The organism is Streptomyces tateyamensis, from assembly GCF_003205575.1.
Taxonomy (GTDB): domain Bacteria; phylum Actinomycetota; class Actinomycetes; order Streptomycetales; family Streptomycetaceae; genus Kitasatospora; species Kitasatospora tateyamensis.
In genome coordinates this window covers 28,530-41,645 of the sequence record NZ_PYBW01000012.1, presented here as the reverse complement: position 1 = coordinate 41,645, position 13,116 = coordinate 28,530, and the positions used below count along the sequence as shown (strand labels likewise).

General features: G+C 73.0%; 11 protein-coding genes. 6 read left to right on the top strand and 5 right to left on the bottom strand.

Annotated features, from left to right (window positions below; genetic code table 11):
• Positions 1-60 precede the first annotated feature (60 nt).
• Positions 61-1,590: an MFS transporter gene (locus C7C46_RS03675; protein WP_110665610.1), complete on the bottom strand. Its 1,530-nt coding sequence runs from the start codon at positions 1,588-1,590 to the stop codon at positions 61-63.
• Between the two features lie 113 nt (positions 1,591-1,703).
• Between C7C46_RS03675 and C7C46_RS03670 the strand changes: the two genes are divergently transcribed.
• The 4 genes from C7C46_RS03670 to C7C46_RS03655 all read left to right on the top strand — a co-directional run bounded on the left by C7C46_RS03670 (position 1,704) and on the right by C7C46_RS03655 (position 4,989).
• Complete coding sequence (locus C7C46_RS03670) at positions 1,704-2,345, top strand: TetR/AcrR family transcriptional regulator (RefSeq protein WP_110665608.1); 642 nt, start codon at positions 1,704-1,706, stop codon at positions 2,343-2,345.
• 131 nt (positions 2,346-2,476) lie between these two features.
• Positions 2,477-3,295: a GNAT family N-acetyltransferase gene (locus C7C46_RS03665; protein WP_245984105.1), complete on the top strand. Its 819-nt coding sequence runs from the start codon at positions 2,477-2,479 to the stop codon at positions 3,293-3,295.
• 101 nt (positions 3,296-3,396) lie between these two features.
• Positions 3,397-3,621, top strand: a complete 225-nt coding sequence (gene infA, locus C7C46_RS03660; protein WP_110665606.1) for a translation initiation factor IF-1 — start codon at positions 3,397-3,399, stop codon at positions 3,619-3,621.
• Between the two features lie 288 nt (positions 3,622-3,909).
• Positions 3,910-4,989, top strand: coding sequence for a phosphatidylinositol-specific phospholipase C domain-containing protein (locus C7C46_RS03655; RefSeq protein WP_110665604.1), 1,080 nt, complete (start codon positions 3,910-3,912; stop codon positions 4,987-4,989).
• Between the two features lie 68 nt (positions 4,990-5,057).
• On the opposite strand, the gene C7C46_RS03650 is transcribed toward C7C46_RS03655, so the two are convergent.
• From C7C46_RS03650 to C7C46_RS03635, 4 genes are all read right to left on the bottom strand, one after another.
• Positions 5,058-5,819: a VOC family protein gene (locus tag C7C46_RS03650; RefSeq protein ID WP_110665602.1), complete on the bottom strand. Its 762-nt coding sequence runs from the start codon at positions 5,817-5,819 to the stop codon at positions 5,058-5,060.
• A gap of 155 nt (positions 5,820-5,974) precedes the next feature.
• Positions 5,975-6,451, bottom strand: a complete 477-nt coding sequence (locus C7C46_RS03645) for a (2Fe-2S)-binding protein (protein WP_110665599.1) — start codon at positions 6,449-6,451, stop codon at positions 5,975-5,977.
• A 13-nt stretch (positions 6,452-6,464) separates the two neighbouring features.
• Entirely contained in the window at positions 6,465-8,756 is a 2,292-nt protein-coding gene (locus C7C46_RS03640; protein ID WP_110665597.1) for a molybdopterin cofactor-binding domain-containing protein, read from the bottom strand.
• Positions 8,757-8,891: 135 nt separating this feature from the next.
• Complete coding sequence (locus C7C46_RS03635; protein ID WP_110665594.1) at positions 8,892-10,379, bottom strand: M1 family metallopeptidase; 1,488 nt, start codon at positions 10,377-10,379, stop codon at positions 8,892-8,894.
• 214 nt (positions 10,380-10,593) lie between these two features.
• Here C7C46_RS03635 and C7C46_RS03630 point away from each other — a divergent pair, with 214 nt between their 5' ends.
• A complete protein-coding gene (locus C7C46_RS03630; protein ID WP_245984104.1) occupies positions 10,594-12,279 on the top strand; it encodes an LCP family protein in 1,686 nt (561 codons plus the stop codon).
• A 146-nt stretch (positions 12,280-12,425) separates the two neighbouring features.
• Entirely contained in the window at positions 12,426-12,968 is a 543-nt protein-coding gene (locus C7C46_RS34750; RefSeq protein WP_181442173.1) for a hypothetical protein, read from the top strand.
• The last annotated feature ends 148 nt before the right edge of the window (positions 12,969-13,116 follow it).

Genomic DNA, 13,116 nt, shown 5'->3' with positions numbered 1-13,116 from the left:
GGCATCAGGGCGATGCCGATCCCGGCCCGGTGACCGGGTCCAGCTGCTGTCGACGGCCCGTCAGCGCTCCGGGCCGCGCCGCCGGAGCAGCACCGCCACGCCCACCGCTGCCACCAGCACTACCGCGGAGCCGCCCAGCAGCGCGTCCTGCAGGCCGGCCACGAAGGCGCTCCGGGCGTGGTCGAGCACCGGGCCGCCGACCGAGACCGCGGCGCCCAGGGAGGAGCGGGCCGCCCGGGCGAGCTGGTCCGGCACGCCGGGCAGCGCCAGGTGGCCGCGGTACCCGGCGGTCAGCAGGCTGCCGAGCACCGCGATGCCCAGCGCGCCGCCGAGTTCGCGGGCCAGGTCGTTCACCGCGGAGGCCACCGCCTGCTGGGTGTCCGGCAGCGCGTCGGTGATCGCCGTGGTGGCCGGCGGCATCGCCAGCCCCAGCCCGGCTCCGAGCACGACCAGGATCGCGGCAAGCTGCCAGTAGGGGGTGGCGCCGTCGACCCGGGAGAAGAGCGCGAGGCCGACCGCGGCCAGCACCAGCCCGGCCACCCACGGCCGCCGGGCCCCGAGCCGGGCGGTCAGCCGCGGGCTGAGCCGGGAGCCGGGCACCAGCGTCAGTGCCATCGGCAGCATGCTGACCGCCGCCCTCAAGGCGCTGTCCCCGCGGACCAGTTGCAGGTACTGCATGAGCACGAAGATGAAGCCGAAGAAGGCGAAGAACTGCAGCGCGATGGAGAGCGAGCCGGCCGCGAACCGGCGGTTGCGGAACAGCCGCGGGTCCAGCAGCGGGTGATTGGTCCTCAGCTCCCAGGCCACGAAGCCGATCAGGACCAGCAGCCCGATCCCGCTGCCGGCCAGCGTCGTCGGGCTGCCCCAACCGTGCTGCGGCGCCTCGATGATGCTGTAGACCAGCACGCCGAGCCCGGCCACCACCAGCAGCGCCCCGACCAGGTCGAGCGGCGGCTGCGCGGGCTCCGCCGACTCCGGCACCCGGACCAGCACGCCGAGGGCGGCGACGGCCGCGAGCAGCACGTTCAGCAGGAAGACCGAGCGCCAGCTCCACTCCTGCAGCAGCGAGCCGGCGACCAGCACGCCGACCACCGCGGACGCACCCGCGACCGCCGCCCAGACACTCACCGCACCGGCCCGCCGCTCGCGCGGGAAGGTGCTGGTGATGGTGGCCAGGGTGGCCGGCATCACCAGGGCCGCACCGACCCCGAGCAGGGCGCGGACCGCGATCAGCGCGGTCGGCGAGCTGGTGGTCATCGCCACGGCCGAGCCGGCGCCGAACACGGTGAGGCCGGCCAGCAGGGCGCGGCGCCGCCCGAACCGGTCGCCGAGCGCGCCGGCCGGCAGCAGCAGTGCGGCGAAGACCAGGCTGTAGGCGTCGATGATCCAGGAGAGCTGGGTCTGGCCGGCGTGGGTGTCGCGGGCGATCGAGGGCAGCGCCACGTTGAGCGAGGACATCGCGGAGACCACGGTCGCCAGCGCCAGGCAGGTGATGGCGAGCACGGCGGTGTGCCGTACGGGGGCGGCGGTGTCGGGGCGCGCGGTGCCGCCGGGCGCGGCGGCGGCGGACGGTGGTTGGACGGCGGACATGCTGCTCGGCCTCCCGGGGAGCGGGTGGGTGGGACGGGTCCCACCATGGCGCCGGGAGCGGTAGCATTTCAACGTTGATGAATTAACTCACCGCACCAGCGAGGAGCGCTGCCGTGCCCCGTGGCCGCCGCCCGGGCAGTCCGGACACCCGGGCCGCCATCCTGGAGATCGCCCGCCGCCGCTTCCTGGCCGACGGGTACCAGCGCGTCACCCTGCGCTCGGTGGCCGCCGAGGCGGGCGTGGACCTGGCGCTGATCAGCTACTTCTTCGGATCCAAGAAGGGCCTGTTCGGCGCCGCGCTGGCACTGGCGGTCAACCCGGCCGAGGCCGCCGCCCGGGCCATGGAGGGCGAGCTGGCCTCGTTGCCGCAGCGCGTGCTGCGCACCCTGCTCACGGTCTGGGACAGCCCCGAGGCCGGTCCCCCGCTGCTCGCCCTGCTGCGCGACGTGGTGCAGGACGAGGGCCACGCCGCGCTGCTGCGCGGGGTCGTCGAGCGCGAGATCATCGACCGGCTGGCGGCCCGGATCGGCGGCGCCGACGCCCACCGGCGGGCCGCGGCGTTCGGCGCGCTGCTCGCCGGGGTGATCACCGCCCGGTACCTGGTCCGGCTGGAGCCGATCGCTTCGATGACGGTTGATGAAATCGTGCGCCACCTCGGACCGTCGGCGCGCGTGGCGCTGTTCGGGCCGGTCGGCGCCCCGGGGAAAACCGGTGGGCCCGGTCGGAACGGGGTGCTACTGTCTGAACATCCGTGAGACGACGTAAGGAGGTGGGACCCATGAACGCGGTATCGCTGCGGGTGCTCCACCCCGTTGTCACGGTGGGCGGTTGACATAGGTGTGTCGCCGGGAGCGCCTCCCCAGGGCTCTCCTGAAAGGCCGCGCCTGTGAACCCTTCGAATTCCCCGAGTTCTTCGTACCCCTCCCCCGGCTCCGAGCACCCGATCGTGGTCGACCGCCTCTCCTGCGACGAGTGGCACGCCGTCGCGGGTCGCGAGCTGCTCGGCCGCGGCGACGCCTCGCGCCGACCTGACGGCCGACTCTTCGTCAGCATCGACGCCTGGCAGGGCGCCGTCTTCGATCAGCTTGCCGCGGCGATGCTGGCCGACCTGCCGGCCCCGGTGCACACCGTGGTCGACGAGGCGGACCAGGACGAGCTGGCCGCCTGGCAGCGGTGCGGCTTCACCGTGGCGCGCCGCGAGTCGGGCTACCTGGTGCCCACCGATCCACAACGCACCGGGCTCGGCACCGTCCGACCGCCGGCCGGGGTGACCGTCCTGCCCGCCGGTGCGGCGCAGGAGGTTCCGCTGACGGAACTGGTCCACGCCGTCCGCGCGGAGGTGGAAGCCGCCGCGGGGTGGCACACCATGCCCGCCGAGATCCTGCCCAGCCTGACCGGGTACCCCGTGGTCGACCCGGCCAGGTACGCGGTGGCCCGGCAGGGCGAGGCGTACCTCGGCCTGCTCCGGCTGGGCGGTCCGCCGGGCCGCAACCAGCCCCGGATCGGCCTGCTCGCCGTCCGGGCCGACCAGCACCGCCGCGGCATAGCCCGCGCGCTGCTCGCCCAGGTGCTGGGCGAGCAGCACCGCGGCGGCCGGGACTCGGTCTGGGCCGAGGTGGACCAGGCGAACCCGGCGGCCGTCGCGCTGTTCGAAGGCATCGGCGCCCGCCGCGCGGCCACCACCCTCGAGCTGGTCCGCGGCTGATCCTCCCCGCCCGCCACCGAAGTCCTGCTACCGACTCCGACGACTCCCCCGAGTCCTTCGAGCCCTACGAGTCCCACGACTCCAACTGAAACGAGACCCGCATGACCAAGACCGCAGGCGGCATCGAAGTCGAAGGCACCGTCACCGAGTGCCTACGCAACGCCACCTTCAAGGTGGAGCTGCAGAACGGCCACACCGTGCTGGCCCACATCAGCGGCAAGATCCGCAAGAACTACATCAAGATCCTCCCCTTCGACCGCGTCCTGGTCGAGGTCAGCCCCTACGACCTGACCCGCGGCCGGATCCGCTTCCGCTACCGCAACTGACGCGTCCGCTGACGCAACTGACGCTCCCTCGCTCCGCCCCGAACGCCGCTCCGCCCCGAACGCCGCTCCGCCCCGGCACACCGCTGCCGGGGCGGAGCGGCGTTCGGGGGGCCGACCCCCCGGAGCGGCGGACTTCCGGAACAGCGGCCTTCCGCGGTCAAGACTTTGAGGGATCGTCACCCCCGGGCCACCCGGTGCCGCTAGCATCGCGGCGCGTGCATGCCAATGGCGGCACGCGGTCGGCGCTCCCGGCGCCGGCTCCCCCGCCCGCGTCGTCCCGGAGGACCGATGGCCGTCCCGCGTCGTCTCGTCTCAATCCTGCTGACCACCGCCGCCTGCCTGGTGCCGTTCGCGGTCGCGGGCGCACCGGCTGCGGCCGCAGCCACCCCGGCCGCAGCGACCGCGCCCGCCGGCACCGCGGCGCTCACCCTGGCCCAGGGCACCTCGGTCGGGCTGCACAACACCTACGACGACACCGCCGCCTTCCCCTACCTGGCGCAGGCGCTGGACACCGGCGCCTCGCTGGTCGAACTCGACTCCTGGGTGGACACCTTCACCGGCGAGTGGAAGGTGAGCCACTCCAACCCGTGGGGCAACGGGAACAACTGCGTCGACGCGAGCACCGCGGCCGACCTGTACCGCGGCGGCGCCAACAAGGACCTGGGCAGCTGCCTGGACGACATCCGCATCTGGCTGGCCGCCCACCCCGGCCACGCGCCGATCATGGTCAAGCTGGAGCTGAAGGCCGGCTTCAACGCCAACGCGGGCTTCGGGCCGACCCAGCTCGACTCGCTCGTCCAGGCCCACCTCGGAACCGACGTCTTCCGCCCGGCCGATCTGATGGCCGGTTACCCGAGCCTGGACGCCGCGGCCCGCGCCAACGCCTGGCCCACCCGCTCCGCGCTCGCGGGCAAGGTGGTCCTGGAGGTGATCCCGGGCACCGTCGAGCAGAGCAACCCCTTCGACACGCTGTGGACCGACAAGGAGTACGCCCAGCACCTGTCCGCCCTGCAGGGGGCCGGCCGGCTCGGCGACGCCCAGATATTCCCCTCCGTGCTCGGCGCCGCCGCCGGCGACCCGCGCACCCGCTACCCGGACGCGAGCCTGCGCCCGTGGTTCGTCGTCTTCGACGGTGATGCGCACGCCTACGTCGACGGCGGGATCGACACCTCCTGGTACGACGCCAACCACTACCTGCTGGTGATGACGGACGCCCACAACGCCAACCCGGCGCTCTCCGACACCGCCCCGTCCCAGGCCGACGCCACCGCCCGGGTCGCCAAGCTCGCGGCCGCCCACGCCTCCTTCGTCTCCTGCGACTGGACCGGCCTGCCGGCCGTCCTCGGCGAGCAGCTGCCGCGCGGCTAGGCGGGGCGGGGGACGCAGCTCAGGGGGTCACCGGCCGCGCCCGGTCACCCCCTGAGCTGCGACGGGCCTCAGGTACCGGGCGGCGGTGAGGCGAGCTTGAACTCGTTGCCCACCGGGTCGAGCAGCCCGGCCGTCCGCCCGAACGGGCTGTCCGCGGCCGGGTCCGTCACGGTCGCACCGCCGGCCACCGCGGCAGCCACGGCCGCGTCGACGTCGTCGACCAGGAAGTACGGGCGCCAGTGGTTGACCGCCACCTCGTCGACCTGCCAGATCCCGGCCCGCGGCTCGCCGGCCACGTGCAGCGTCCAGTAACCGGGCATCTCCGGCATCTCCTGCGCCTCGGCGCCCAGCAGCGCGGCGTAGAAGTCGGCCGAGGCCTTGCCCTCCGTGGTCACCAGCTCGAACCAGGCCAGGGTGCCGTGCACCCCGTAGACCTCGAAGCCGGGGAACGGGCCGGGTTGCCAGAGGCCGAACGAGGCCCCGCCCGGGTCGGTGCCGTGGGCGAACCGGCCGACCCCGGGTGCGTCCATCCCCGCGACGAGGATCCGCCCGCCCAACTCCTCGATCCGGGGCGCCACCGCGTCGACCTGCCCCACGGCGAAGTAGCCCGTCCAGGGCATCACCGGCGCCTCCGGCGGCAGGTACCCGATCCCGGCCACGGCCTGGCCGCCGACCGTCTGCACGGCGTACTTGGCCACGTCCGGCTCGATCGGCTCGCCGGACCAGCCCAGCAGCGGCTGGTAGAAGGCGAGCAACTGGTCCTGGCTGCTCTGCAGCATGTCCAGCCAGCACACCGCACCCTGCGGGTGCGGCAGCGTCGTGTCGGGCATCGGGAGCTCCTCCGGATCGCTGACGGTACGTCACCTGCGTTGCCGGTCACCACCCTGCCACGCCCCACCGACAACCCCGGGCGCTCCCGCCCCAGGGTGTGTCGCGGCGGCGGGCCGGCTGCTCAGGGCCGACCGGCCGACGGCACCACGATGTGTCAGAACTTGTCCTGCGCCGACAGGATCGCCTCCCGGATCCGGTGGTAGGTGCCGCAGCGGCAGATGTTGCGGATCTGGTCGAAGTCGGCGTCGGTCAGCTGGTGGCCGGCGGCGCGGGCCTGGAGGACCTTGGCGACGGCGGTCATGATCTGGCCGGGCTGGCAGTAGCCGCACTGCGGCACGTCCTGCTCGAGCCAGGCCTCCTGCATCGGGTGCAGCGGCTTGCCGACGGTGGCCGGCAGCCCCTCGATGGTCGTCACCTGGTCGGTGGCCTTCAGCCGGCCCACCGGCACGCAGCAGAGGTTGACCGCCTTGCCGTTGAGGTGGCTGGTGCAGGCCTGGCAGACTCCCAGTCCGCAGCCGTACTTGGGCCCGGTCACGCCCAGGATGTCGCGCAGGACCCAGAGCAGCCGGACGTCGTCCTCGACGTCCACGGTGACCTGCTCGCCGTTGAGGGTGAAGGTGTGCTGGGGCAAGGTGGGTCGGCTCCTAGTAGGCGCGGCTGATGCCGTCGGTGGGCGACTGCGGGACCGGTGGGACGGTCGGCAGCGGGGTGAAGGCCGGCGGGGCGTCGTGGTTGACCGGGAAGCTGGTCGGCATGGTGCCGGTCGCCCGTCCGTAGGCGCAGGCCACCGCGGCCATCGCGCCGGCCACCGCGAGCTCGCCCGCGCCGCCCGGGGTCCCGGTGGTCGGCGGCATCACGATGATCTCCAGCTCGGGCGGGGTGTTCCACTGCCGGGTGTAGAAGTAGTTGTCCCAGCTGCCCTCCTGGAAGGTGCCGCCGGCCAGGTGCAGGCTGGAGGTGAGGGTGACCGCGATGGCGTCCATGATGCCGCCCGTCATCTGGGCCTCCAGGCCCTTGGGGTTGACCGCCAGGCCCACGTCCACGGCGCAGACCACCTTGGTCACCCGCGGGCCGGTGACCGCGTCGGGGACCTGCCGGTTGACGGTGGCCGGGGTGCAGTCGATCTCGGCCAGCACGGCGACGAAGCCGTGGTACTCGGGGTGCAGCGCGATCCCCTGCCCGGTGCCCGGCGCCATCGCCCGGCCCCAGTTGCCGACCTGGGCCACCTTGTCGAGCACGGCGACGGCCCGCGGATCCTTCAGGAAGCGGCGGCGGAAACGGTAGGCGTCCTGGCCCATCGCGGCGGCCAGCCGGTCGACCACCAGCTCCTGCGCGCAGCGCACGTTGGGCGAGTAGATGTTGCGCATGCTGCCGGTGTGGAAGCCGTTGTCGACCTCGGTCAGCAGCTGGGTGGTGACGCCGAAGTTGTACGGGGTCTGCTGGGTGAGCGAGAAGATGGTCTCGGCGAAGGTCAGCCCGCCGACCGGCAGCTTGGCCGCCAGCGCGGTGATGGCGTCGCCGAGGCCGTGCCCGAACTCGGTGGCCACCGAGGTGTGGCGCTGGTCCATGGTGAGCACCTGGCCCAGCGAGTAGGTGGCCCGCACCCGGGAGGTGGACATCGGGTGCACCCGGCCGTGCCGGAAGTCGTCGGTGCGGTGCCACATCAGCCGCACCGGCTTGCCCATCGCCTGCGAGACCTCGGCCGCCTCCAGTGCGGCGTCGTGGAACAGCTTGCGGCCGAACGAGCCGCCGCCCTGGGTGACGTGCACGGTGACGGCGCCGACCGGCAGTCCGAGCCGGGCGGCGACCTCGGCCTGGGCGACCAGCGGTGCCTTGACGCTGGCCCAGATCTCCGCGCTGCCGGGGCGCACATCGGCCACCGCGCAGTTGGTCTCCAGCGCGCTGTTGCTGGCGAAGTGGAAGGTGAACCGGGCGTCCACGGCCGCGGTGAGCAGCGGCAGCGGCGGGGTGACCAGCGGGTTCTCCGCCGCCCGCAGTTCGGCCAGCACGGTGGCGTCGCTGGCCCGGTCCTCGCTGCCCGGTCCCCAGCTGACCTGGAGCGCCCGGACCGCGTCGATGCACTGGCCGAAGGTGCGCCCGCGCACCGCCACTCCGGTGGAGACCACGGCGACGTCGGTGATCCCCGGCATCGCCCGCACGGCGGCGAGGTTCTGCACCGCGACCACCGTGCCGTTGATCGTCGGCGGGCGGCAGATCATGGCCGGCATCGCGCCGGGCACCTGGACGTCCATCGCGAACTGCTTGCGGCCGGTGACGGCCTCGAGCGCGTCTATTCGGTTCTGCGGGGTGCCGATGACGGTGAAGGCACTGGCCGGCTTGAGCGTGACCGAGACCTGGAGGTCGGTCAGGCTGCCCGCCTTGACGGCGAGTTCGGCGTAGCTGAGGGACCGTCCGTCCGCGGCCGTAATCACGCCCTGCAGCACGGAGAGCGCGGCGAGCGGGGCGCCGAGCTCCGCCGCCGCGGCCTCCAGCAGCCGGTGCCTGGCGGTGGCGGCGGCGACCCGGATCGGCGTGTAGGTGGAGATGGTGGTGTTGGAGCCCCCGGTGAGCTGGTTGAAGAGCAGCTCGGGGCGGGCGTCGGCCAGCGAGACGTGGACCTTGTCCAGCGGCAGGTCCAGCTCCTCGGCGATGATCATCGCAGTCGAGGTGGTGATGCCCTGGCCGACCTCGGCGCGGGGCAGCGCGAAGGAGGCGGTGCCGTCCGGGTTGAGGGTGATGGTGATCAGGTTCGCCGTGGGCAGGGCGGCGTCGGTGAGCAGGTCGTTGAGGTCGTACAGGTCGGCCGGCTCCGGCAGCGAGGGCACCGCGGCGTCCGCCCGGTCGGCCCCCTCGCCGAGTTGGGCCGCCACCGTCAGGGTCGAGGCCGCCAGCACGTAGCCGAGGAACCGCCGCCGGCCGAGCTCCTGATTGTCCATCCACTCACCTCTCGCAACTGATCGGTCGTCACCCTAACCGTGCGAGAGCATGACAGGACAGACGGGTCCCGGCGGCGGTTTCGGAGCTTCCTCCAGCACCTCCGACCAGTCTCGGTCAGCGGCGCTCGGTCCGGATCAGTGCTGCTGGGCGGACTTGATCTGCTGCCAGGAGCGCGGCTCGGCCGGCGCCGCCTGCGCCTTGACGCCGGCGGCGGGCAGCACCGGCTTCGACGGGGTGTAGAGCCAGGTCTGGAACACGCCGTCCAGCTGCTTCCCGCTCAGCTGCTCGGCCAGCGCCTGGAACTGGGCGATGGTCCCGTTGCCGTAGCGGTGCTCGGCGGGCCAGGCCTTGAGCAGCTTGAAGAAGGCCTCGTCGCCGATGGTGGTGCGCAGCACCTGGATGGCGAGCGCGCCGCGGTCGTAGACGGCGGCGTCGAACTGGTTGTCCGCGCCCGGGTCCCCGGGCTTGACGCTCCAGAACGCGTCCTCGGCCGGGTGCGAGGAGTAGACGTAGTCGGCGAGCTGCTGCGCGGTGCCCTCGCCCTCGTGCTCGGACCAGAGCCACTGGGCGTAGGTGGCGAAGCCCTCGTTGAGCCAGATGTCGCTCCACCGCTGCAGCGAGACGCTGTCGCCGTACCACTGGTGGGCCAGCTCGTGGACCACCACCGAGGGGTTGGCGCCGTGCGCGAACTGGGCGGGGCTGTAGAAGACCCGGCCCTGGGTCTCCAGCGCGTAGTGGGTGGGCACGTTGGGGACGTAGCCGCCGACCGAGTCGAACGGGTAGGGGCCGAAGTAGCCGGCCAGCCAGTCCACCAGCTCACCGGTGCGCTCGACGCTGGCCCGCGCGGAGTCGGCGTTGTCGCCGAGGTCGGGGCTGTAGGCGTTGAGCACCGGGATGCCGCTGGGGCTGGTGCCGGTGCTGATGTCGTACTTGCCGATCGCCAGGGTGGCCAGGTAGGTGGCCTCGGGCTTGTTCTGCCGCCACTCGTAGCGGGTCCAGCCGAGCTTGGAACTCTGCGAGGTGAGCACGCCGTTGCTGATCACCTGGGTGCCGTCGGGGACCAGTACGGAGATGTCGAAGGTGGCCTTGTCGGTGGGGTGGTCGTTGCTCGGGAACCACCACCAGGCGGCCTCCGGCTCGTCGGCGATCACCGCGCCGTCGGGGGTGCGCAGCCAGGCGTCGAAGCCGTAGGTGGAGACGGTGGAGGGCACCCCGGCGTAGCGGACCACGACGGTGGCCCGGCTGCCCCGGGCCAGCGGCTGCTGCGGGGTGACCGCCAGCTTGTGCACGTCGCCGACGGTGAACTTGGCCGGGTGCCCGTTGACCAGCACCTCGCTGACGTTGAGGGCCAGGTCCAGGTCGAAGGAGGAGAGGTCCTGGGTGGCGGTGGCGAGCAGGGTGGCGGTGCCCTCCAGCTGGTCGGTGGCGGGCTGGTACTTGAGCCGCAGGTCGTAGTGGGTGACCCGGTACCCGCCGTCCCCGTAGCTCGGGTAGTAGGGGTCGCCGGCGCCGGGTGCACCCGGGGTCGGGGTGGCGCCCGGGTTCGGGGTGGCCGCCGCGGCCGGGACGGCGAGCAGCAGGGTGGCCGCGGTGGCGGCCGAGACGAGCAGCTTGGAGCGCAAGGGGTCCTCCCGGATCGGGGTCAGCTGGCAGTGCGTCCGATCCCTGTCCCGCCCGACGGCTCCCCATGCCGGTTTTTGAAATGTTCACGCTAGGAAATGTCGGGCAACCGGGAGACGTCTGTTAGTTTGCATACTTTGCAACCGCTGGGGGGCCGTACTGCGTCGTCACCGCCGAACAGCACCATCCGTACACCAGGTCGAGGAGGCCGGCGGAATGACGGACGTACCAGTGGGCGGCACGGCCGTGCCCGCGGCCTGTGGCCGGGCGGCTGCCCGCGAGGGGGCCAGGAAGGCGCGCAAGGCCGAACGGCGCGGCTTGCGGATCCTGGGGTACACCATGGCCGGCCTGGTGCTGGTGTCGGCCGCCGGCCTCGGGTACGTCTACGAGATGCTGGACGGCAACATCAAGCACTCGCCGCTCTTCTCCGGCATCTCCGGCGACGCCGGGCACGAGAAGCCGGACGCCTTCGGCCGCACCCCGATCAACATCCTGGTGATCGGCTCCGACCAGCGCGACGACCCGACCGACTGCCAGATCGGCGGCGACTGCGGGTCGGGGGCCAACGCGGACGTGGAGATGGTGCTGCACGTCTCGGCCGACCGCAGCAACGCCACCGTGATGAGCATCCCGCGCGACACCGTGACTGCGTTGCCCGGGTGCCAGGACACCAAGGACCACACCTCGATGAAGCCGCACTCGGACATCATCAACAGCACCCTGGACTACGGCCCGGGCTGCACGGTGGCCGCCGTGCACCAGCTCACCGGCATACCCATCGACCACTTCATGGTGGTCGACTTCAAGGGCGTGGTGGACATGTCCAACGCGATCGGCGGCGTACCGGTCTGCGTCGACAACAACGTCTACGACCCCTACTCGCACCTCAAGCTCAAGCAGGGCAGCCACACCCTGCAGGGTATGGCGGCCCTGCAGTTCGTCCGGACCCGGCACGGCTTCGGCGACGGCTCGGACCTGGGCCGCACGGTCTCCCAGCACCTGTTCCTCAGCTCGATGGTCCGTCAGCTGAAGAGCGCGGGCACCCTGGCCGACCCGACCAAGGTGCTCTCCCTGGCCAACGCCGCGATCAAGGCGCTCACCGTGGACGACGGCCTCGACGGTGTCGACAAGCTGGTGGGCCTGGCCGACGACCTGAAGAAGGTCCCGGCCGACCGCATCACCATGACCACCATGCAGAACGAGCCGGACCCCCAGGACTCGGCCCGGGTGGTGGTCGCCCCCGCGGCGCGGAATTTGTTCAACGCGATCACCAACGACGTGTCGCTGACCAACGGTGACGGTGCGAAGTCCGCCGCTGCCGCCCAGGCGACCTCCACGGCCGGGCCGGCCGGCCCCTCGCCCAGTACCGCCGCCTCGCCCAGTAGTGCGGGGTCGGCCGCGGGCGCCGGCCTGCCGAAGTCGCAGATCGCGGTCCTGGTGGAGAACGCCAGCGGGGTCGGCGGCCGCGCCGTCGAACTGGTCGACGCGCTGAAGAGCGACGGTTACGGCTCCGGCACCAGCGCCGCCAACGCCCCGGCCATCCGCCAGACCACGGCGGTGGAGTACCCGGCGGGCCGGGCGGCCGAGGCCCAGCAGGTGGCCGCCTCGCTCGGCCTGCCTGCCTCGGCGATCACGCCCGGCACCGGTGCCGGCGTCACGCTGGTGATCGGCAGGGACTGGCCGAGCGGCACCGCCTTCACCGGTGGCGCGGGCTCCGCCCCCAGCGCCCCGGCGCCCGTCAACACCCAGGCCGCGCTGAGCGACGCCGCCGCCCAGACCGCGGACGACGCGGGCAAGTGCGCCCAGGTCTCCACGGACGCCACGGTCAAGCTCGACGGCGTCGGGATGAACCCCACCAAGGCCTACGCCCGCAGCCCCGAGGTCCCCGACTCGGCACCGTGACCGGGGGCGGCGGTTCGGGGACGGCCCAGCGGCGGTAGGGGCGGCGGTTCGGCGCGCGGTTCGGCCTCCCGATGCCGGGTAGACGCGGCTGGGCCAGGGGTGGCGCCTCGTCACTCCCGTCTCCACGTCCCTCTGGGAGGTCTCCCATGATCCTGCTAGGACTGCTGTTGCTGGCGGCCACCGGTGCCTTCACCGGTCTGGCGATCGCCGACAACCTGCACACCGGTCAGTCGACCACCATGAGCATCCTGGGCCACGACGTGGCCACCATGACTCCGCTGGCCGTGTTCCTGTCCGGGGCGGCGCTCGCCCTGATCTGCTGCCTCGGTCTGGCCCTGGTGGCGGCGGGGCTCGTGCGGGCGCGCCGCCACCGCAGCGCGCTGTCCGCCACGGAGCAAGAACTGAGCGCCACCCGCAAGGAGCTGCGGATCGCCGAGAAGCGGGCGGCCGCCGCTGCCGCGGCCCAGGCCAAGTCGGAGCCGGCCCGGGCCTCCCGTAGCGCCGGCACTCCCGCAGGGGTTGCGGACCGGCCCGGCGACGAGGTCCGCCGCGAGGCCGCTCCCGCGGCAGATCGTGTGGCCGCTCCCTCGGCGACCGATCAGGGGGTCGCGGAGGAGGCGGCGGCCGACGGGCCCGTCCGCCACCGCCGGCCGTCCTTCGGCGGGCTGCTCACCCCGCGGCACCGGTGACGGGCACCGGTGACGGGCAGCGGTGACGGGCAGCGGTGACGGGCAGCGGTGACGGACCCGTGGTGATCGCGGCCTGAGGTCCGCCAACCCACCTGAGGGCCCGTCAACCCCTCACCCCGGGGACCCCGAGTGGGCCGCCCGGTGGACC